Genomic DNA, 21,480 nt, shown 5'->3' with positions numbered 1-21,480 from the left:
CAGAGGTTTCTATAAGCCTGCCGCTTGCGATACTGCCGGAATTTGAAAACATCCGGCCAATTCAACAGGAGGCCGGAATGGACTTGCGCGCCATCGCCATGGGGCTTGTTTTTGCCTTTATCTGGTCTTCCGCCTTCACTTCGGCGCGGATCATCGTGGCAGATGCCTCGCCGCTGTTTTCACTGGCGCTCCGATTTCTGATCTCGGGCTTGATTGGCGTGGCAATCGCCCGGGCAATGGGGCAGAGCTGGCATCTGACGCGTGATCAGTGGCGGGCCACAATCCTGTTCGGGATCTGCCAGAACGCCCTTTATTTGGGTCTGAATTTCTACGCGATGCAATCAATCGAGGCTTCGGTCGCTGCAATCATCGCCTCCACCATGCCTCTGCTTGTCGCGCTGGCCAGCTGGGTCCTGCTGGGTGAAAAACTGCGCGCTGTTGGCACCGCCGGTTTGTTCGCCGGGTTTGTCGGGGTCGCCCTGATCATGGGCAGCCGGATCAATGCCGGGGTTGATCTGTTCGGCGTTGCATTGTGCGGGCTGGGGGCACTGGCGTTGACCTTTGCCACAATGGCGGTGCGCGGTGCGACATCGGGTGGGAACTTCATGATGGTTGTTGGGCTTCAGATGCTGGTCGGGTCGGCCATCTTGTTCCTGGCAGCCCCAATGTTCGAAACCATTTACATTCACCCGAACACGATCTGGGTCCTGGCCTTTGCCTACACAACCCTGTTCCCCGGACTGCTCGCCACGCTGATATGGTTCTTGCTGTTGAACCGAATCGGCGCCATCCGCGCGGCGACATTCCACTTCCTCAACCCAATCTTTGGCGTCGCAATCGCGGCGGCACTTTTGGGCGAAACGCTAGGGCCATGGGATATTGTCGGCGTTGCAATCACAACTCTGGGTATCCTGATCGTCCAACTGTCGCGGCAACCCGATCCGCGCGACAAAACCTCGACCTGACGGCTGGCGCGCCAGCGATGAATTTGCACAAGCGCGCGATCCCGTTGAAATATGATTTTGATTTCCGCACCACCATGCCCACATACTGACCGGACCAAAATGTCGGAGGAGCCATGACCCGCTATACCAAAGACCCCAAGGCCATTGCCGCCCTCTCAGCCGAAGAGTTTCACGTCACCCAGCGCAGCGGCACCGAGCGTCCCGGCACCGGCAAGCTGCTGGGCAACAAGGAACCGGGTATCTATGTCGATATCGTCTCGGGCGAGCCTTTGTTTGCCTCGACCCACAAGTACGAATCCGGTTGCGGCTGGCCCAGTTTTACCAAGCCGATTGTCCACGAGCATGTGGAAGAGCTGGAAGATCGCACTCTGGGCATGATCCGAACCGAGGTCCGCTCAAAACATGGCGACAGCCATCTTGGGCACGTCTTTCCCGACGGTCCGCGCGAACATGGCGGGCTGCGCTATTGCATCAATTCTGCCGCCCTGCGGTTCATTCATCGTGACGCGATGGAGGCCGAAGGATACGGCGAATACCTGATTCATGTGGAGGATATCCAATGACCGAAGACCGTGCTGTACTTGCAGGGGGCTGCTTTTGGGGCATGCAGGATCTGATCCGAAAGCTGCCCGGCGTGGGCCGCACGCGCGTCGGCTATACCGGCGGCGATGTGCCCAACGCCACCTATCGCAACCACGGAACCCATGCCGAAGGGATCGAGATCTGGTTCGACCCGGCGCAGAAATCCTATCGCCAACTGCTGGAATTTTTCTTCCAGATCCACGACCCCACCACGCTGAACCGTCAAGGCAATGACCGTGGCATGAGCTATCGGTCTGCGATCTACTACGTCGATGACGCTCAGAAACAGGTGGCAGAGGATACGATCGCGGACGTGAATGCCAGCGGCCTATGGCCCGGGCGCGTCGTGACCGAGGTCGAACCCGTGGGCGACTTTTGGGAGGCCGAGCCCGAACATCAGGATTACCTCGAGCGTATTCCCAACGGCTATACCTGCCATTTCCCACGCGCCGATTGGGTTCTGCCCAAACGCGACGCGGCGGAGTAATCGGCGCAAGGGCTACCCCACGGCAACGCGGGGTCGCCCGCTGGCCTCGACGGTGATCAGGGCTTCGACAAAAACCTCCTGCGCCTCGATCTTTGCGGTGCGGACATCCTGATCCACGACCACGCGAATGTCCTCGGCGCCCGCGGCGCGCACGGCACCCTCCGCCTGATCGCGCAGCACAGTTTCCAGCAGGGTCATTGCCTTCTGCGCATCGTTGAAATCCTGTGGACCATCCTCAAGGTGAACACGGAACCGCCCTTCGGCGGGCGACGTGACCGTGCCGGACCGGCGCAGGGTCAGCCGACCCACCACAGCACCGATCGCGTTTGCGACCCCAGCATGCTCGGGCAAGATCATCTTGCAGCGCAGCCGTTCCCCGACCGCCGGGTAATAGCTGGGGGCCGAGGCGCCAAGACCAACTACATCCACGTTCAACGCCGCATCCAGCGCCAGCAACCCACGATGCCCTGCCAGCCCGCGCTGCGTCAGTACGTGACGCGCCAGATCACGTGCGGAGTGTTCGAAATCATCCAGCTCTTCTGCAAAAGCAGTCTCTAACAAAGTCAAAGAGGTTTGCTCGGTCAGTTGATCCACGATCATCTGCGCCAGGGCCTTGGGCGACTCCGCCAGCACCTCGCCCGTCCCGATCCGCTTGCGTGCAATCAGGGACAGCGCCTTGTGGGCTGCGTCTGCATCCCATTCGCCCAGCTGTCCAAGCACGTGACTGGCGTCTGACGGCGTGATGCCTGAGACCTGAACAATCCCGCGATCCACCAAACGATTCAAAGCGCCATGTTCCATACGGGTCTTCAACAGTTTGGCAAGCGGCAGGACGTCATCGCCCAACCGCTCAAGCAGTACGGCTTCGCGCGCACCCGCGCCATCGGCGGGAATTCCCGGGACGCGGCGGGCAAATCGCGTGTCATGTTCACCCACTGTTGTGGCGCGCAATTGCTCGTCCAAAACAGCGTGTACTACCTCGGGCGCATCGGTCGCGATCAGGGACACCGGCAAAACCCGGCGTGGCCCCAGAAATACGCCGCCACCCAGCCCTTCGGTCACCACATGCACCTGACTGTCGCCGCCAAGACCATGAGTTCGCATTGCGACCGCCTCGACCATGGTGCGAAACCCCCCGACCTGGGCACCTGCCGGATCAATGGCGGGCTTGCCGTCGCGGATCAAAGCAACGTCGGTGGTCGTCCCGCCAATGTCCGAGACCAGAGCGTTCTGCGCCCCGGTCAGCCAACGCGCACCAACGATCGAGGCTGCGGGGCCGCTGAGGATCGTTTCGATCGGCCGTTCCCGCGCCTGTTCGGCACTCATCAGCGCGCCATCACCTCGCACCACCATCATCGGGGCCGTGATCCCTTGTTCGCGCAATTGATCCTGTGCCCGTCCGATCAGCCGGTCGATCATACCGATCAACCGCGCGTTCAGCACAGCTGTAACCGCCCGTTTCGGCCCGTTCAGCCGTGCGGACAGATGATGCGAGCATGTCACGGGAACTCCAGTACGCTCGGCGATCACGCGCGCAACTTCCAGCTCATGCGCCGGATTGCGCGTGGCGAATTGCGCCGCAACCGCATAACCCGAGATGCCGGAATGCGAGTCTAAAAAGGCCACAAGGGCATCGTGGTCTAAGGCGGCCGCTTCTCCTCCGGCGTGGTTATGACCACCGGTCAAAACCAAGGCGGGATCGCCCTTCAACGCATCGCGCAATCCGTGCTTTTCAAGATCGCTTTCGCGAAACCCGACATAGATCAGCGCCACACGTCCGCCCTGCCCTTCGACCAATGCGTTGGTCGCCAGTGTGGTCGACAATGAAGCCAGCGCGATCTGATCCGGGGATACGCCCGCGGTCTCAAGCACTGCAGAAACTGCATTGCCCACGCCAATCGCCAAATCCGCTCGGGTCGTCAGAGACTTGGCCGAGGCCACAACTTCTTTCTCGTCCCGAACCAGCACTGCGTCCGTGTAGGTGCCACCTGTATCCACACCCAATGCCAGGGCCATGGGGTTCTCCTTCTATTCGCGCAGATTGGGTGTAGCTGGAAATTGCGGCACGTCCAGCCTGTTTGCGGCATTTACGACAGCTGTTTCACCGCCCAACGCGCCGCGTTGGAAACAGCTGGATCCTGATCATCGGTCAATGCCTGAGCCGAGGGTTTCAATTCGGCCAACCCCGAATTGCCGATAGCGTACAGAACATTGCGCACAAACCGATCCCGCCCGATGCGCTTGATCGGAGACCCGGAAAATTTGGTCCGAAATCTCGCGTCATCCAGCGACGCCAGTGCTGCCAGCCGCGGGGCCGCCAAATCATCCCGTGCCGCATAGCGTATATCGCTTGCCGCCACGGCAAACTTGTTCCACGGGCACGCCGCCAGACAGTCATCACAGCCGTAGATCCGGTTTCCCAACTGCCCCCGCAACTCCTCGTCAACCGGGCCCTTATGTTCAATGGTCAGATAGGAAATGCAGCGGCGCGCATCCAATTGATACGGTGCGGGAAAAGCATCAGTCGGACAAGCGTCAAGGCAGGCACGGCACGACCCGCAGTGATCGACCTCGGACATGTCAGCCGGAACGTCCAGAGTGGTGAAAACAGACCCTATAAAGGCCCAATTTCCCCATTCCCGACTCACAAGATTGGTATGTTTGCCCTGCCACCCCAAGCCGGCCGCATGTCCCAATGCCTTTTCGGGCACCGGGGCCGTGTCCACAAACACCTTCACTTCGCCACCCGCTTCGGCAATCAGCCAGCGGGCCAGACGCTTGAGGCGCTTTTTCACCAGATCATGGTAATCCTTGTTCTGCGCATAGACCGAAATTGCCCCGCGATCAGGATGATCGAGCACCTCGGTCGGATCATGGCCTGGCGTATAGCTTTCGGCCAGCATGATGACGGATCGCGCCTCGGGCCACAGTGCGGACGGATCGCCGCGCCAGTGCGTGCGCTCAGCCATCCAGCCCATCTGCCCGTGATACCCGGCCTTCAAAAACGCGGCCAACTGATCGGGAACCTGTGGAACATCCCCTGGCCGGCACACCCGGCAGGCCACAAACCCCTCGGAGAAAGCCTGCGCTACCAACCGTTCCTTTAACTCCGATCCGCTCTTCATCTGGCTAAAATATCCTCGGGGGGAATCGCGCCTCTAGCGCGATCGCGGGCAGACAGCGCCCCTTTTGTCCCAGCCTATCAGAAATCCAGATCGGCGTAATGGGGCGGCGGACGGAACCCGGGCACTTGATCTGCCAAGATCGACCGGAACGCCGGGCGCGACTTGATCTTGGCATACCAGTCCTTGACCGCCTGCGACCTGTTCCAATCCACGTCCGAGATATAATCCAGCGCCGACAAATGCGCCGCAGCGGCAAAATCGGCCAGAGTCATCTGATCACCAGCCAGCCAGCGGCGATGGTCCAGCAACCAAGCCATGTAATCCAGATGATACTTGATCGCCTTGGCCCCGGCCTTGACGTTCTTGCTGTCGGGATAGCCTTGCCCGGTCACCTTCTTGTTCACGCGTTCATACAGTAGCTTCGAGGTCACCTCGTGGTGAAACTTGTCGTCGAACCAGCCAACCAGCCGCCGCACCTCGTACCGGGCCTCGGGCTTTTTCGGCATCAGCGGCGGCTCTGGTCGTGTTTCTTCGATATATTCGCAGATCGCGGCGCTTTCGGCCATCACCTGCCCGTCCAACCGCAGGACCGGGACCTTGCCCGCCGGGTTGCGGCGCAGGAAATCCGGGTCCTGTTCCCAGTATTTCTCTTCGACCAGTTCGACCTCAATCTTCTTTTCAGCCAAAGACAACCGGACCTTGCGGCAATACGGGGACAGGGGAACGTGAAACAGACGCGCCATGGGTTTCCAATCGAACCAGAGAGTACCTATTCAGCTTTAGCCTTGGTCGGGGCGAGGTTTCAATCCTCGAAACAATCCGCGCGACCATCTGCGCGGATGGTGGCCGCCCCATCCAGAATCGACGCTGCGCGGCGTCGGGTTCGCGCCGTGGGGTCGGTCACCGACCGATTGCGCGGGGATGGCAGAATTGCCGCCAACCGCGCGGCCTGAACCGGCGTCATCTTCTCTGCGCTGACACCATAATAACGCTGCGCTGCCGCCTCGACCCCAAATACGCCCTGACCAGTCTCGGCCACATTCAGGTAGACCTCGAGAATGCGCTGTTTGGACCAGACGATTTCCACGACGGGTGTCATCGTGGTTTCAAGCGCCTTGCGCACCCAACTGCGGCCCTGCCACAGGAAGACGTTTTTTACCACCTGCTGAGAGATCGTCGATGCGCCGCGCGTGCCGCCATCCTCCAGCGCATCGCGGATCGCCTCGACATCAAAGCCCCAATGCAGACAGAAATTTGCATCTTCCGCCGCGACCGCCGACCGCGCCATCACGGGCGCGATCTGATCGAAGGAGACCCATTCCCGGTCAACACGCCCCAAGCGACGCCATTCCGACCAGATCGTATGGGTGACAGGGGGGTTAACAACCGAATAGATCAACACCAGCGCCATAAATGCAGCGACCGCGCCCAGCGCCAGCCGCAACACCCAACGCCGGATCACGCTCAGGATCGAGGGGCGTTTCTTTGCCTGATTTGCCTTTTTTGTCCCGCCTTTCCGGCGAGCTGCTTTCTGTGCCATGTCCCTGCTATACGTCGCGCCGGGGAGGTTGTGAAAGGCTTAATTCGCCATCACCCGCCCTTCGCGCGGATGCACCACCGGGCGTACGGTCTTTAGATCACGTCCGCGGTTTTTGGCCAGTTCAGGGAACAGGGCCAGTATTTCCGCCTGTGTTTGCCGTTCAGACCCGGAAATCGCGTGGCCGGGGAAATAGCTTTCGCTTTTCGCCCCGTTGGCAGTGATGATTTCATGTTGCGAGAACAGCAGATGGATATAGTCGATCGTTCCACCCTCGACCCGTGTGACGGTATCGTCATTCACCAAACAATGGGCGGCGATCAATACCTCGGAATGGCCATAGAGGTACGGCGCGCGCCAATCGTCGATCAGCATGCGATGCTGCGGCGACACCAAAAGCGGGCGCGTCAGACCGAACACACCGCTGTCGAAACGAATAGGGGCCAGCTTGCCCTCGGCCTCGACCGTAGTGCGTCCGATCCAGATCAGCGGCTGAGGCCCGTGATCCACCGTCAAAACCAGATCGCCAACTTTCAGATCTTCAACCAAACGCTCGCCATCCGGCGTTGCAATCATGGTACCCGGCGTAAAACAGGGCGGGCCCAGTTCCGTGGGGACAGTCAGCGGGCCTTCGGTCGTCACAAACGTTGTCGAGACCAGGGTGCCTTCCTGAAGCACCTGACCGTCGGTTGGGGTAAAGGCACGCGAACCATCTGCAAGGTAGAAAGTTATTCCCACATAGGTCACGTCGCCGACACCGGGAACATTGATCGTTACCGTGTCACCGGGCCAGGAATCGACGACCAATTGCCCGTTGACGGTGTCGCCGCCGAAATCCTCGATCTCGTCGTTGTCGTCCTCATCAATAAGATCCAGAACGTCGATTGTGATCGCCGTGCCCACAGGCGGCGGGTTCGCCGGATCGAAGGAATAGAACTGATCTGTGTATGTCGTAGGCATGCGTTTGCTCCAACTCACTTACACCCAGGACAGGACGATAACCGGACAATCCCGAACAAACTGTGACCAAAGCTAGGCCCTTTGGGCGCAGATGCGCAAGGATTTGGCGACAGAGCCTTTAAACAAGCAAGCCCCCGCGTGATACAAAGATCACGCGAGGGCCCAGGATTCCTAGCCAATTCCGCCTATTCTGCGGGAACCGCAGCCGCTTGGACCGACAACGGATGGCTGAGTTTGTTCAGCATCTCTTTCGGGCATACCTGCAGGAAATGGGCCTTTTCGACATCCCAATGTTGCAGAATGTCCGTCGCCTTGCGGCTATAGGTTTCCTGCGCGTGGCGTTCGATCAGGGATTTCAACTGTGCCTCCCAGTGATCGACCGTTACCGGACAGGTCACCAGCGTTTCCTTGTTCATCAGCAGTTCAGCCTTGCCTTCTGGATCATACAGATAAGCCATGCCGCCTGTCATGCCCGCACCAAAGTTGGCACCGATTTCACCAAGGATCACAGCGACGCCGCCGGTCATGTACTCACAGCCGTTGGAGCCGCAGCCCTCGATCACAACCGTGGCACCCGAGTTGCGCACCGCAAACCGTTCACCGGCGCGACCTGCCGCAAACAGGCTGCCATCGGTTGCCCCATACAGGACGGTATTGCCGATAATGGTGTTGTCATCTGCCTTCAGCGGGCTGACCTGTGGTGGACGCACGACAATCGTACCGCCCGACAGACCCTTGCCGACATAGTCATTGGCATCCCCCGACACTTCCAGCTTCAGACCCGGAGCGGCGAATGCCCCCAGCGATTGCCCCGCCGAGCCTTGCAGTTTCACGTGCAGATGGTCCGGCTGGAACGTGTTCCGCATACCGAAATTCTGAACGATGTGGCTGGAGACCCGCGTGCCGACCGTTCGGTGCGTGTTCTGGATCGCGTAAGACAGCTGCATCTTTTCGCCATCCTTCAGGAACCGGGCTGCATCGCGAACAATCTCGGCGTCCAGAGTGTCGGGTACCGCGTTGCGATCCTTGTCGCGGTTGTACACGATATCATGCGCGCCATCGACGGTGATCAGCAACGGATTGAGGTCCAGATCGTCCAGATGGGCGGATCCGCGGCTGACCTGCGCCAGCAGATCGGCGCGACCGATGATCTCGTCGATCGAACGCGCGCCGAGGCTGGCCAGAAGTTCACGCACTTCCTGGGCGTAGAAGGTAATCAAGTTCACCACCTTGTCCGCATTGCCGGTGAACTTGGCGCGCAGGCTCTCGTCCTGCGTACATACACCCACAGGGCAAGTGTTCGACTGGCACTGACGCACCATGATACAGCCCATCGCAATCAACGCGGCGGTGCCGATGCCGTATTCCTCGGCCCCCATCATCGCGGCCATGACGATATCGCGCCCTGTGCGCAGACCGCCATCGGTGCGCAGGGTCACGCGGTCGCGCAGGTTGTTCATCGCCAGCACCTGATGCGCTTCGGTCAGGCCCATCTCCCATGGCAGACCGGCATACTTGATGCTGGTCGCGGGCGACGCACCCGTGCCACCGTTATGGCCCGAGATCAGGATGACGTCAGCCTTGGCCTTGGCCACACCAGCGGCAATCGTGCCCACGCCCGAGGACGCCACCAGTTTGACCGTCACCTTGCAGCGCGGATTGATCTGTTTCAGGTCATAGATCAGCTGCGCCAGATCCTCGATCGAATAGATGTCGTGATGCGGCGGCGGTGATATCAGCGTCACGCCCTTGGTCGAGTGCCGCAGACGCGCGATCAGGTCGGTGACCTTCATGCCCGGCAGTTGACCACCCTCGCCCGGCTTGGCTCCCTGAGCGACCTTGATCTCAAGCTCTTCACACTGGTTCAGGTATTCGGCGGTCACACCGAAGCGGCCCGAGGCCACCTGCTTGATCTTTGCCGACGGGTTGTCGCCATTGGGTTCCGGCACGAAATGCGCCGGATCTTCGCCACCTTCACCCGAGTCAGATTTCGCACCGATCCGGTTCATCGCCACGTTCAGCGTCTTGTGCGCCTCGGGGCTCAATGCACCCAATGACATACCCGGCGTGACGAAGCGTTTGCGGATCGAAGTGATCGATTCCACCTCTTCGATCGGCACCGGATTGCCCATTGGCTTGAAATCCATCAGGTCGCGCAAATGGATCGGCGGGTTCGACTGCATCTTGGCCGAATACTGCTTCCACAGCTCATATGAGGCTCTGTTACAGGCCATTTGCATCATATGCATCGAGGTGGCTTCCCAAGCATGGGTCTCACCCGATTTACGAGCCTTGTAGAAACCGCCGATGGGCAAAACATCCAGACCGCTGTCCCAGCCCTTGGCGTGGATTTCCTCGGCCTTAGCCTGAATGCCGGTGACACCGATGCCCGAAATGCGGCTGGTCATGCCCGGGAAATACTCGGCAACCATCGCGCGGCTGAGGCCAACCGCTTCGAAGTTCAGGCCGCCGCGATAGGATGAAATTACCGATATGCCCATCTTGGCCATGATCTTCAGCAGACCCTGATCGATCGCCTCACGGAAGCGCGCAACGTTTTCGGTCAAGGTCCCGTCCAGCAAACCGCGATCAATGCGGTCGGCCAGCGAATCCTCGGCCAGATAGGCGTTCACAATGGTCGCGCCACAGCCAATCAGCACCGCAAAGTAATGCGGGTCGACGCATTCGGCAGACCGCACATTGATTGAGCAGAAAGTACGCAACCCCTTACGCGTCAGATGCGAATGCACGGCGCTGGTCGCAAGTATCATCGGCATACCGACGCGACCCTCGCCCGAATTCATATCTGACAGCACCAAGTGGCCGGCCCCGGAGCGCACGGCCTCTTCCGCTTCGGCTCTGACACAGGCCAATGCGGCGCTCAGAGCGCCCTGGCCGGGCTCAAAGCTGCAGTCGATCTCGGCCAAAGGCGCGTTGAAGCTCGCGACCAGCTGGTCCCATTGCGCATTTCCGACAAACGGGCTTTCCAGCACGATAATCTCGGTCTGGCTGCTGTCTTCGTCCAGAACGTTCTTGAGGTTTCCGAACCGCGTCTTCAGCGACATGACGCGGTATTCGCGCAAACTGTCGATTGGCGGGTTGGTGACCTGGCTAAAGTTCTGGCGGAAGAAATGGCTGAGCGGGCGATATTGCTTGGACAGCACGGCAGACGGCGTGTCGTCCCCCATCGAGGCCAGCGCCTCTTTGCCGTCTTCAGCCATCGGGGCCAGAATCTGCTCCAGTTCCTCGACCGAATAGCCAGCTGCAATCTGACGCTTGCGCAGTTCTTCGCCCGAATAGATGGGGGCCTCGGTAACACCGGCCAAAGTGCTGTCCAGATCGGTTATCTTGCCGACCCAGTCGCCAAACGGCAACGCGCGCGCCAGCTTGTCCTTGATCTGGGTGTCTCGGAACAGTTTGCCCTTTTTCATGTCCACGGCCAGCATCTGACCCGGTCCCAGCGCACCTTTTTCGGTCACGCTGGCCTCGTCAATCGGCACCATGCCCGCTTCGGAACCGGCAATGACCAGACCATCACCCGTGACGACGTAGCGCATCGGGCGCAGGCCGTTGCGGTCGAGACCGGCGCAAACCCAGCGGCCATCGGTCATGGCCAGAGCGGCCGGGCCGTCCCATGGCTCCATCACCGAGTTGCAGTAGGAATACATGTCGCGCCAGGCCTGTGGCAGTTCCACCGCCTGCTTGGACCAGCTTTCCGGAACCAGCATGGTTTTTGCCATCGGGGCCGAGCGGCCTGCGCGCACCAGAACTTCGAAAACCGAGTCTAATGCGGCGGAATCTGACGAACCGCCCGCAATAATCGGTTTGATATCCTCGGCGTAATCTCCAAAACTGTCCGATGTCATGCGGATCTCATGACTCTTCATCCAGTTGATGTTGCCCTTCAGCGTGTTGATCTCACCGTTATGAGCCAGCATGCGGAACGGCTGTGCCAGCCACCATTGCGGGAAGGTGTTGGTGGAATAGCGTTGGTGATAGATCGCAAAGGCGGATTCAAAACGCTCATCCATCAGATCGGGATAGAACACGGCCACCTGCTCGGCCAGCATCATACCCTTGTAGATGATCGAACGACAGGACAACGACGCCAGATACAAGCCCGCGATACCAGCGGCGGCGGCCGCCTTTTCGATACGGCGACGAATGACATAGAGCTCGCGCTCAAATGTCTCTTCGTCCACGCCTTTCGAGTTTGAGATCAGAATCTGTTCAATCTCGGGGCGGGTCGCATTGGCTTTGTCGCCCAGGCAAGTGACATCGACCGGCACATGACGCCAGCCATAGATGTAATAGCCCATCCGAAGAACTTCGGTTTCGACGATGGTCCGGCAGCTTTCCTGCGCGCCGAAATCGGTTCGGGGCAGGAATACCTGACCCACCGCGATCAGCTCATCCAAATTGGGTTCGTGGCCCGTGCGGCGAATCTGATCGTAGAAGAAAGGAACCGGGATCTGTACGTGGATGCCTGCGCCGTCTCCGGTCTTACCGTCGGCGTCCACAGCCCCGCGATGCCAGATCGCCTTAAGCGCATCGATCCCCGCGTCAACAACCTTGCGTGAGGCTTTGCCGTCGATGGATACAACCAGTCCCACACCGCAGGAAGAATGCTCTTCATCTTCAGAATAAAGACCGTTTTCCGCCATCCATTGACGCTTGGCTTCTTCGGCCCGCACCCATTCGGCATCATATTTGGTCATTGGCTGTCTCCTTCTGCCGGCAGGGCGTACAAGGCTTCGACCTCTGCTTTGGTCATTTGCCGGCGTTCGCCTGCGAACGCATACCCGCCGGGTTTCTTGTCGATGTAAACTTCCAGTTTCAGCGCGTGGCCGGTGTCTTCGAACAGGCCCGCTGCCATTTGAGTTTGTCCGTGCATCTCGCCCGGCAGGGTGATCCGGTACCAAAGCGCCGAACCACATTCGGCGCAAAAGGCACGTTCTGCCCACTCGGACGAGGTGTAAGTTTTGACCGGGCCCAACGCTGCGTATCCGGGCTCGGCCGGAAATGTGACCAGCATCGAACTGGTCCAGCGCCGGCACTGGTCGCAATGGCATGCGCCCAGCGCGTCTTTCGCTGGGCTAGCGGTCACTGTCACCGCGCCACACATGCATTGGCCTTGCAATTCGGGCATCAGACCCTCCTGTCGCTGGGCTGGTGGTTACTCGGCTGCGACGGCAGCCTTGCTGTTGAAACGGTCGATAATCGCATCGGCACAATCGCGGCCATCGCGGATCGCCCAGACCACCAGAGAGGCACCGCGCACGATGTCTCCGATGGCATAGACGCCGTCCATTTCGGTCGCACCGGTCTGGAACGCTGCCTTTACGGTGCCCCAACGGGTAACGGGCAGGTCGGGCTGACCGAACAGGGTGGGCAGGTCTTCGGGCTCGAATCCCAACGCCTTGATCACCAGATCGGCCTCTTCGACGTAATCGGCGCCTTCGATCACCTCGGGCGCCTGACGGCCCGACGCATCCGGCTGACCCAGACGCATCTTCTGCACCATCACGCCGTTGACCTTGTCGTCGCCGGTAAAGCCCTTGGGCGCGCTAAGCCATTCAAAGATTACGCCTTCTTCTTCGGCGTTCTGAGTTTCGCGCTGCGAACCCGGCATGTTCGCCCTGTCGCGACGATACAGACATTTGACCGAAGTTGCGCCCTGACGGACCGAGGTCCGCACGCAGTCCATCGCGGTGTCGCCACCGCCAATGACCACAACTTTCTTGCCCGCGGCATTCAGGCGGCCGTTGTCGAAATCTTCGACCGCGTCGCCAAAGCTCTTGCGGTTCGAAGCGGTCAGGAAGTCGATCGCTTTTTCGATCCCATCCAGCCCGCTGCCCGGCATCGACAGGTCACGCGATTTGTAAACGCCGGTCGCGATGATCACTGCGTCGTGCTTTGCCCGAATTTCCGCAAACATGGAGGCATCCACGTCACAGTTCAGCTCGAACGAGACACCTCCATCGGCCAGCAGATCGTTGCGACGCTGCACGATGTCCTTTTCCAGCTTGAAGCCCGGAATACCATACATCAGCAACCCACCGGCGCGGTCATAGCGGTCATAAACGGTCACCTGAATGCCCGCACGACGCAGCATGTCCGCGGCCGCCAGCCCACCGGGGCCGCCGCCGATGATCCCAACACTTTCCGAGCGCTCAGCTGCGGGTTTTGCGGGCTGCACCCAGCCTTTGTCCCAGGCGGTATCGGTGATGTATTTCTCGATCGTGCCAATGGTAACCGTGCCGTGACCGGATTGTTCGATCACGCAGTTGCCCTCGCACAAACGGTCCTGCGGGCAGATACGACCGCAAATTTCTGGGAAGGTATTGGTGGCCTGGCTGGTCTGATAGGCCTCTTCCAATCGTCCGGTCGCGGTCAGATTCAGCCAATCGGGAATGTTGTTGTGCAATGGGCAGTGCGACTGACAATAGGGTACACCGCATTGGCTGCACCTGCTGGCCTGCTCTGCCGCTTTCTCGGCCGCGAACTCTGCATAGATCTCGTCAAAATCGTCTTTACGGTCACCGGCGGCACGCTTTTCCGGCATGACACGGTCGATCTGCACAAATTTCAGCATCGGTTGCTTGGCCACGGCTCAAACTCCATGAATTGGCTTGGTCGGGTTTCTTTACGGTAAGGCCCACCGGATTAAAAGTCAGTATAGCTGACCTATAATCAAAAAAAAACCTACCTGACAGTCAATATCCTGAAAATATGCGCCCTTTTTAGTTCCGCTTCGGACCTATTTGTTCGCTTCCCTTTCCGCCACCACGCTTATACCCATGAAACACGGAATAGTTGACGGCAGTTCGGCAGGTTTGATGAGTCTTCTTCATTTGATTCTCGTGGCAATAATACAGGGTATTACCGAGTTTTTGCCGATCTCTTCCTCTGGTCACCTGATCTTGCTGCCCGGCCTGACCGGAATGAAAGATCAAGGGCTGGCGATCGATGTTGCAGTGCATGTCGGCACGCTTGGCGCGGTCGTCCTGTATTTCCGGAACGACGTGAAACAAGCGGTTGCGGGCTTGCCTGCCGCCCTCGCTGGTCGAACGGATACGCCGCAGTCCCGATTGGCCCTGGGCTTGATTCTGGCCACGATTCCCACTGTCCTGGCAGGGGCGGTCCTGTACTTTACCGGCTTTGGGCAATCGCTGCGGTCCATTGCAGTGATCGGCTGGGCCATGCTGGGGTTTGGGCTGCTACTTTACTGGATGGATCAGAAAGGGCCGCAAACCAAACACGCATCAGATTGGAGCCTGCGCGATGCGGTCGTCATGGGCTTGTGGCAGATGGTGGCGCTAATCCCCGGAACCTCGCGGTCCGGCATCACCATCACCGGCGCGCGTCAATTGGGTTACACCCGCGAAGACGGAGCCCGCATTGCCATGCTGATGTCCATTCCGACCATTCTGGCGTCAGGCGCGCTGTTGTCGGTCGAGGTTATCCGCAGCGCCGATGCTCAACTGGCCAAAGACGGGGCCATCGCGGCAATCTTTGCTTTTCTCTCTGCGTTATTGGCCCTGACCCTGATGATGCGCCTGTTGCGCAGCGTCAGTTTCACACCCTATGTGATCTACCGGGTCGTCCTTGGCCTGATCCTGCTGTTCATTGCTTACAGCTGATCAGATACGCAGGTTGCCGGCCGAGTTCTGAATGTCATCATACTGCCCCGAGGGGCGGAACTTCCACAGATACTCGGGCAACACTGAATCCATCGTCGCCGGTTCGATCCCGAGATCCGCAAACCCTTTGGCCGCATCGGAAACGACATTGTCTTGACGCAGATTTCTGACCTGATCGCGGGTCAGGATATGGTTCGGGAACAGCTGAAAGCTGACGAACTTTGCTATATCGAGAACCCCGGCCATGATGCGCGCCGCCCAGAACGGCATTCCAACGACAACACGACGGCGGTGAATCACCCCAAGCATCTGCTGCATCAGTTCGCGGAAGGATCTGACCTCGGGCCCGCCTAGTTCATATACGCCGCTTTCAGCTTGCCCGAGGGCACCCAAGACAGCCGCACGCGCCACGTCATCCACAAAAACCGGCTGAAACCGCGTCTCGGCACCGACCAGAGGCAGAACCGGCCCCAATCGCGCCATCGCCGCAAAGCGGTTGAAGAACTGATCTTCGGTTCCGAAAATGACCGAGGGGCGCAGGATGACAGCATCCGGCATGTGCCGCAGAACACCCGCCTCGCCTTGGGCCTTTGTGCGGGCATATTCGCTGCTCGATTCGGCATTCGCGCCGATGGCAGACAGGTGAACCATGCGGGAAACACCGTTTTCCGCAGCCAGTCGCGCGATCCGCTCGGCTCCATCGGCCTGCACCGGTTCGAACTCATTTTTGCCCAGCGCATTAAGAACACCGACGCAGTTGATCACGACGTCCGCCTCCTGCATGGCCAACGCCACCGAAGCATCGTCGCGGATATTGCACAGGACCGGTTCGACCTGCCCCACAACCCCGTAAGTCTTGACGAACATTGCCTCATTCGGGCGGCGAACAGCCACCCGCACGCGCCAGCCCTCGGCCGCCATTTGCCGCGCAATGTACCGGCCAACAAAGCCTGACCCACCATAAATCGTGACCAATTTGGACATGTTGGCGCTCCTGCTGTCTCTGCCCCTCTGATCTACTATCGGCGCAAGCTTCAAACAAGGCGCAATAACGCCGCGCTCACTTACCGCGCGACAGGGCTGTGCGCGCAGTCAAAAAACTTTCAAATTTCTTCCCGAATCCGGTTGACGCGCCCCACCAGTCGGCTTAAACGCCCCTCCACGACACCTGCCCAGGTGGCGGAATTGGTAGACGCGCTAGCTTCAGGTGCTAGTGTCCGTATGGACGTGGAGGTTCGAGTCCTCTCCTGGGCACCAACGTTCTCCAAAAAACATATAGATTCCAAGCGCTTAATGGAAATCTCGGGCCTGCAAAGGTGACACAAGAGGTAACGCAATGCCTCTAATCATCTTCAAATCAGGGGCGATTCTGATCATGGCTAAAGCATTGAACAGAAGAACCCCAATGGTGTTTGGTTTTTTCGTAGTCGTGTGCCGCAGGACGTTCGAACACGCTACCCAAAGCGAATTAGCTGCACAGTGACTTGAGCAGTTCCCAAAGGAACGGCAAACTCGGCAAATCCAGGGTATGGTGGACGCGTTTCAACATGACCACCCCCAGAAGCAGCGCCGAGAAGTAGACCCCGGTCAGCGCCGCGATCACCCTGGGGTCGCTGGCCCGAAAACACCTTTCAAGCTTTGGACCAACCCAACTGCCAAATCTTCGGATGGCAGTTGGCAGCGAAAAACCGCGCGCATCCGGTTGGTGTCAGCGACGACTCGCCGTTTCGGATTCGTACAGCCCTGACCCGAAACCTCGGGTGCCTGACTCACTGCTGTTGTTCGACCAGTGTTTTCAGGTTCTCCAGACCACGCTCGTAGTCACCGCCAACCCAGCTGTCCATCATCAAACCCATCCAGCGCGACATGGGGTTCATGCCCAATTCGGATTCAAAGCCCCATGTCACTTGCGTCTGCGACCCTTCGGACTGCAACGCGAACGACGCTGTGGCCGTACCCATCGGGCCAAAATCCAGCGCTGTTTTGACGGTTTGATCATCGACACTCTCGATGATCTCCTGCGAACCGGTTCCGACCTGGGGATGCTCGGAACTCCAGTTCAGTGTGTTGCCTACCCCGGTTTCCGGCCCGGAATAGGACAGCTTGGTTTCCGGATCACGAGACAGCCAGGGCGACCATTTCTCGGTCTCCTGCATGGAATTTACGTAAGGAAAAATCGCCGACGCGGGCGCATCGATCGTGATGCTGCGCGATACCTCGGCTTTGCCGGGCAACAGATACGAGACGCCCGCCAAAACCAGAACAAGAACAATCAGGAAAAGAAAAACGCGTTTGATAAATTTCATGAGCCTGGCTCCGAATCCAATTTCTATGCGGCCAGCATAGCAAAAAACGACGCGGAATCAGAGACCTGCTCCGCGCCTGGTTTCTTGGTCACGTCTAGACAATGTTGAATTTTTTCTCCGCCGGATCGTAATACTGCAATCCGCCTTCGCCGATATCCGTCCATAGCCCGTGCAGGCTGAGCGTCCCCTCTTCAACGGCTGAGGCTACAAATGGAAAGGTCATCAGGTTTTCCAGCGACGCGACCACCGCCTGGCGTTCGAACTGTCGCGCCTGCTCGGTGCTGTCTTCGATATCCGACACCAGGTCGTATTTCGGCTTGAGGATATCCATCCAGCGTCCGACAAAGCTGTCTTTGGCTTCCAGCTGGGGCGCATTGCCCTTGCACATGTCGATACAGCCCTGAACCCCGCCGCATTGCGAATGGCCAAGCACCATCACATGTGCCACTTTCAGAGCGGTCACTGCGTATTCGATCGCCGCGCTGGTGCCGTGATGATCCCCATCCGGCAAATAGGGCGGGACCAGATTGGCGATATTCCGGTGGATAAAGAAATCCCCCTGATCGGCACCGAACATCGACGTCACATGAACCCGGCTGTCGCAACAGGAAATCACCATGGCACGTGGGCGCTGACCTTCGGTGGCCAGCCTTCGATACCAGACCTGGTTTTCCTCGTATGTGGTGGCTTTCCAGCCGTGATAGCGTTTGACGAGATATGCTGGCAGAGGTTTCGCGCGTTCCATTCTGGGTGTCCCTGTCTTTTGTCCTGAGCGCTGCTCTAGCCTGAATTCTCGCAAAATTCGAGACATTATCAAGCTTTGCAGCAAGGAAATGAAAAGGGTTGCGCGCGAATGTCATAAGACGCCGTGGGGGCGTGCAATTTGGGGTGAAACTGGTGGATAAGATAATCACACTTGAACAGAAGGAATCCGTGCGGCTGGACCCGGACCGCTTGAACGGACTGTACCGACAATTGGGCGACGCGAACGCGATGGATGTGCTCTGTCGCACAATCGAAGAGCTTGCCGTGCGCCTTTCGAACTGCGAACGGTTCTGGCGTCAGCGCGACTGGACCGGCCTGCGAAAATGCGCCAGATCGCTGGTGGCCATATCGGATCAGATCGGAATGACAGCGCTGGCCCGCGTGGCCGCAGACGTGGCGCAGACGATTGATGCCGGTGATGCGGTGGCCACTGGCGCGACGCTGAACAGATTGATCCGCGTCGGCGAACGGTCGCTGACAGCCGTGTGGGACCAGCAGGATCTGATCGTCTGACAGGGGTTGCGGGTCGGGCCCATGCGGATAAGGTTGGCGCAGGTTAAACAGGTTGAAACGCCCATGACTGTATCCTTTGCGCCGCCCGGTGATCGATCCGTTGCGCTTCACGTCATCGCACAATCCGATCTGAAGGATTGGCTGGCAGAGCAACCCGACGATGTTGGCACCTGGGTAAATGCAAACGGGTTTACGGGCGCTCTGGGCCAGACTTTGCTGCTGCCGGGACCTGACGGAACGCCGGACCGCGCACTTGCCGGTTATGGCACCGCAGACAAACGCGCGCGCAAGCGGTTTCCGCTGGCCGCCGCTGCCGAGCGGTTGCCCGAAGGCACCTATCGCATCGCCTCGGGCCTGCCCGACACCGAATTTGAAGTCGAGTGTTTCGGCTGGTTGATGACCGGCTATGCCTTTGACCGCTATGCGGCCCAATCGCCGGGCAAGGCCGCGCTGATCGCGCCTGATGGCATTGATGCTGCCCGGATCGAAGCCATGGCAAACGCCGAAGCGTTGACGCGCGATTTGGTCAATACACCCGCTGCCGATATGGGGCCGGACCAGTTGCAGAAAGTGGTCGAGGATCTGGCACAGGGCTTTGGCGCAACCTGCACGGTCACGCTGGGCGACGCATTGTTGCAAGACAACTTTCCCATGATCCATGCCGTCGGGCGGGCCGCGCAACAGGCCCCGCGCCTGATCGAGATGAATTGGGGCGACGCCGGGCCCAAACTCACTTTGGTTGGCAAAGGGGTGTGTTTCGATACCGGCGGGCTGGACCTGAAACCAGCCGCTGCCATGGGTTTGATGAAAAAGGACATGGGCGGCGCTGCCAATGTGCTGGGACTGGCGCGCATGATCATGGCGCTGAACCTGCCGGTGCAGCTAAGGGTGCTGATTCCAGCGGTAGAAAACGCCGTGGCGGGCAACGCTTTTCGGCCCGGTGATATCCTGACCGCGCGCAACGGGTTGACGGTCGAAATCAACAACACCGATGCCGAAGGGCGTCTGGTTCTGGCAGATGCGCTGGCGCTGGCAGAAGAAGGACAGCCCGATCTGTTGATCTCTATGGCGACGCTGACCGGCGCGGCGCGGGTGGCTGTCGGTGCGGACCTGGCGCCGTTTTATTCCGACGACGACCAGATCGCGCAGATCGTCCACCGTGCCGGGGATCAAGCAGCAGACCCTGTCTGGCGGCTGCCGTTTCACGCCCCTTACGAGGCGCTGATCGAGCCGGGGATTGCCGACCTCGACAACGCGCCGGGGGGCGGGTTTGCCGGATCAATCACCGCAGCCCTATTCCTGCGGCGCTTTGTCGGCGACTGCCGGTATCTGCATTTCGACATCTATTCCTGGCAACGCAGCAAGGAACCCGGGCGCAGCAAGGGCGGGCTTGGGCAAGGCCCCCGCGCGCTGCTGGCCGCCCTGCCGGAGATTCTGAACCTATGACCCAGCAACGCGTTATCCGACCTGTCGTAGACATCATGCGCAAGCCAGACGGCCCGCGCGTCCGCCAGCTTCTCTATGGCGATACGGTCGCCGTGACCGAGGAAGACGACGGTTGGGTAAGGATCACCTCGGACAAGGATGGCTATGTCGGTTGGGTTGCCTCTGATCAGCTTGGCGGGCTGTCGCCGCAAACCCATTGGATTCTGGCCCCCGCGACACACGCCTATGAACGGCCCGACATGAAAAGCGCCGACCTTGCCTCGCTTAGCCTTGGCAGCAAGATCCGGGCTGTGGCGGAAGAGGACGGGTTTCTGGAAACCGAGCTTGGTTATATTCCGCGCATTCACGCCGTACCTGCCTATACCCGCCTGAACGATCCGGTTGCAGTGGCCGAGCAATTCCTGGGAACACCCTATCTTTGGGGCGGCAATAGCAGATTTGGGCTGGACTGTTCGGGGCTGGTGCAGGCCGGGCTTCTGGCCTGCGGTCACGACTGTCCCGGCGACAGCATTGATCAGGAGCGTGAACTTGGCGCGCCCTTGCCTGAAGGAGCTTCACCCGAACGAGGCGATCTGCTGTTTTGGAAAGGCCACATTGCCTGGGTCGCGGGCGACAACCTGCTACTGCATGCCAATGCCTATCACATGGCTGTTGCATTTGAGCCGATGGACCAGGCCATCGCCCGGATCGAACAACAGGGGGATGGGCCGGTCACGGCGCGAAAGCGGCTCTAATCCGGATCAACCGCCCGGATAAGCTTGCGTTCCAGCACCCGCAATACCGCGCGCAGGTCATGTCCGCGCTTTAGTATGCGCCCGTCCATGCCGATGACAGAGTACATGCCTTGCCGCAACCGCAGGCGCGGGTGCTTTTCCACGCGATAGATCGGGTGTTCGGCCGTACGTCGAAAAATCGAAAAAACCGCCATGTCCCGCAGGTTGGATATACCATAATCACGCCATTCTCCGGCGGCGACCATCCGGCCATAAACGGACAGGATCTGAGACATCTCGCGCCGGTCGAACGCGACGGGCATCTGGGCCTGGCTTGCGGAAAACCGGCTAGGAGGCTGCATGTTCATACCCCAAGCCTTGCCGGAAATCGAAATGGAATCAAGCCCGCTGCAACCGGATCGCGGATTTTGCACCGCC

19 protein-coding genes and 1 tRNA gene are annotated in these 21,480 nt (G+C 59.5%); 8 read left to right on the top strand and 12 right to left on the bottom strand.

The genetic code is table 11. The features are described from left to right. The first annotated feature begins 77 nt into the window (after positions 1–77). From ACR0LX_RS15110 to msrA, 3 genes are all read left to right on the top strand, one after another. Positions 78–965: a DMT family transporter gene (locus tag ACR0LX_RS15110; protein ID WP_480784420.1), complete on the top strand. Its 888-nt coding sequence runs from the start codon at positions 78–80 to the stop codon at positions 963–965. Between the two features lie 113 nt (positions 966–1,078). Next, the gene (gene msrB, locus ACR0LX_RS15105) at positions 1,079–1,528 is read left to right on the top strand and encodes a peptide-methionine (R)-S-oxide reductase MsrB (protein ID WP_480577387.1); all 450 of its coding nucleotides are present in this window, start codon (positions 1,079–1,081) and stop codon (positions 1,526–1,528) included. Continuing rightward, a complete protein-coding gene (gene msrA / locus ACR0LX_RS15100) occupies positions 1,525–2,034 on the top strand; it encodes a peptide-methionine (S)-S-oxide reductase MsrA (RefSeq protein WP_480784419.1) in 510 nt (169 codons plus the stop codon). Before msrB ends, msrA begins: the two co-directional genes overlap by 4 nt. Positions 2,035–2,046: 12 nt before the next feature. Here msrA and ACR0LX_RS15095 read toward each other — a convergent pair whose 3' ends face one another. The 8 genes from ACR0LX_RS15095 to ACR0LX_RS15060 form a co-directional block, all read right to left on the bottom strand. After that, a complete protein-coding gene (locus ACR0LX_RS15095) occupies positions 2,047–4,050 on the bottom strand; it encodes a hydantoinase/oxoprolinase family protein (protein ID WP_480784418.1) in 2,004 nt (667 codons plus the stop codon). Positions 4,051–4,121: 71 nt separating this feature from the next. Continuing rightward, complete coding sequence (gene queG, locus ACR0LX_RS15090; protein WP_480784417.1) at positions 4,122–5,159, bottom strand: tRNA epoxyqueuosine(34) reductase QueG; 1,038 nt, start codon at positions 5,157–5,159, stop codon at positions 4,122–4,124. 77 nt (positions 5,160–5,236) lie between these two features. After that, a complete protein-coding gene (fzlA, locus tag ACR0LX_RS15085; protein ID WP_480577374.1) occupies positions 5,237–5,902 on the bottom strand; it encodes an FtsZ-binding protein FzlA in 666 nt (221 codons plus the stop codon). Between the two features lie 59 nt (positions 5,903–5,961). Next, the gene (mtgA, locus tag ACR0LX_RS15080) at positions 5,962–6,699 is read right to left on the bottom strand and encodes a monofunctional biosynthetic peptidoglycan transglycosylase (protein WP_480784416.1); all 738 of its coding nucleotides are present in this window, start codon (positions 6,697–6,699) and stop codon (positions 5,962–5,964) included. A 39-nt stretch (positions 6,700–6,738) separates the two neighbouring features. Continuing rightward, positions 6,739–7,656 (bottom strand): Hint domain-containing protein, encoded by a 918-nt coding sequence (locus ACR0LX_RS15075; RefSeq protein ID WP_480784415.1) that lies wholly within the window; start codon positions 7,654–7,656, stop codon positions 6,739–6,741. A gap of 185 nt (positions 7,657–7,841) precedes the next feature. Then, a complete protein-coding gene (gltB, locus tag ACR0LX_RS15070; RefSeq protein ID WP_480784414.1) occupies positions 7,842–12,374 on the bottom strand; it encodes a glutamate synthase large subunit in 4,533 nt (1,510 codons plus the stop codon). Then, positions 12,371–12,805, bottom strand: a complete 435-nt coding sequence (locus ACR0LX_RS15065; RefSeq protein WP_480577362.1) for a GFA family protein — start codon at positions 12,803–12,805, stop codon at positions 12,371–12,373. Before ACR0LX_RS15065 ends, gltB begins: the two co-directional genes overlap by 4 nt. Positions 12,806–12,832: 27 nt before the next feature. Beyond that, positions 12,833–14,266: an NAD(P)-dependent oxidoreductase gene (locus ACR0LX_RS15060; protein WP_480784413.1), complete on the bottom strand. Its 1,434-nt coding sequence runs from the start codon at positions 14,264–14,266 to the stop codon at positions 12,833–12,835. A gap of 229 nt (positions 14,267–14,495) precedes the next feature. Here ACR0LX_RS15060 and ACR0LX_RS15055 point away from each other — a divergent pair, with 229 nt between their 5' ends. Next, positions 14,496–15,299: an undecaprenyl-diphosphate phosphatase gene (locus ACR0LX_RS15055; RefSeq protein WP_480784412.1), complete on the top strand. Its 804-nt coding sequence runs from the start codon at positions 14,496–14,498 to the stop codon at positions 15,297–15,299. Here ACR0LX_RS15055 and ACR0LX_RS15050 read toward each other — a convergent pair whose 3' ends face one another. Further along, positions 15,300–16,283 carry a complex I NDUFA9 subunit family protein gene (locus ACR0LX_RS15050; RefSeq protein ID WP_480784411.1) on the bottom strand — a complete coding sequence of 328 codons (984 nt, stop codon included), beginning with the start codon at positions 16,281–16,283 and terminating at the stop codon, positions 15,300–15,302. It lies immediately after the preceding gene. Between the two features lie 186 nt (positions 16,284–16,469). Here ACR0LX_RS15050 and ACR0LX_RS15045 point away from each other — a divergent pair. Continuing rightward, a tRNA-Leu gene (locus tag ACR0LX_RS15045) sits at positions 16,470–16,556 on the top strand. 512 nt (positions 16,557–17,068) lie between these two features. On the opposite strand, the gene ACR0LX_RS15040 is transcribed toward ACR0LX_RS15045, so the two are convergent. Both ACR0LX_RS15040 and ACR0LX_RS15035 read right to left on the bottom strand, forming a co-directional pair. Next, the gene (locus ACR0LX_RS15040) at positions 17,069–17,605 is read right to left on the bottom strand and encodes an SRPBCC family protein (protein WP_480784410.1); all 537 of its coding nucleotides are present in this window, start codon (positions 17,603–17,605) and stop codon (positions 17,069–17,071) included. Positions 17,606–17,699: 94 nt separating this feature from the next. Then, on the bottom strand, positions 17,700–18,350 hold the full coding sequence (locus ACR0LX_RS15035) for a carbonic anhydrase (RefSeq protein ID WP_480784409.1): 651 nt from the start codon (positions 18,348–18,350) through the stop codon (positions 17,700–17,702). Between the two features lie 143 nt (positions 18,351–18,493). Between ACR0LX_RS15035 and ACR0LX_RS15030 the strand changes: the two genes are divergently transcribed. The 3 genes from ACR0LX_RS15030 to ACR0LX_RS15020 all read left to right on the top strand — a co-directional run bounded on the left by ACR0LX_RS15030 (position 18,494) and on the right by ACR0LX_RS15020 (position 21,063). Further along, on the top strand, positions 18,494–18,883 hold the full coding sequence (locus tag ACR0LX_RS15030; protein WP_480784408.1) for a hypothetical protein: 390 nt from the start codon (positions 18,494–18,496) through the stop codon (positions 18,881–18,883). A gap of 63 nt (positions 18,884–18,946) precedes the next feature. Then, entirely contained in the window at positions 18,947–20,329 is a 1,383-nt protein-coding gene (locus ACR0LX_RS15025) for a leucyl aminopeptidase family protein (RefSeq protein ID WP_480784407.1), read from the top strand. Next, positions 20,326–21,063, top strand: a complete 738-nt coding sequence (locus tag ACR0LX_RS15020) for a C40 family peptidase (protein WP_480784406.1) — start codon at positions 20,326–20,328, stop codon at positions 21,061–21,063. Before ACR0LX_RS15025 ends, ACR0LX_RS15020 begins: the two co-directional genes overlap by 4 nt. On the opposite strand, the gene ACR0LX_RS15015 is transcribed toward ACR0LX_RS15020, so the two are convergent. Beyond that, a complete protein-coding gene (locus ACR0LX_RS15015; RefSeq protein WP_480577273.1) occupies positions 21,060–21,410 on the bottom strand; it encodes a DUF2794 domain-containing protein in 351 nt (116 codons plus the stop codon). The genes ACR0LX_RS15020 and ACR0LX_RS15015 overlap by 4 nt on opposite strands. Positions 21,411–21,480 lie beyond the last annotated feature (70 nt).

The organism is Ruegeria sp. CH11 (assembly GCF_056537105.1).
This window is presented reverse-complemented; position numbering and strand designations above follow the sequence as displayed.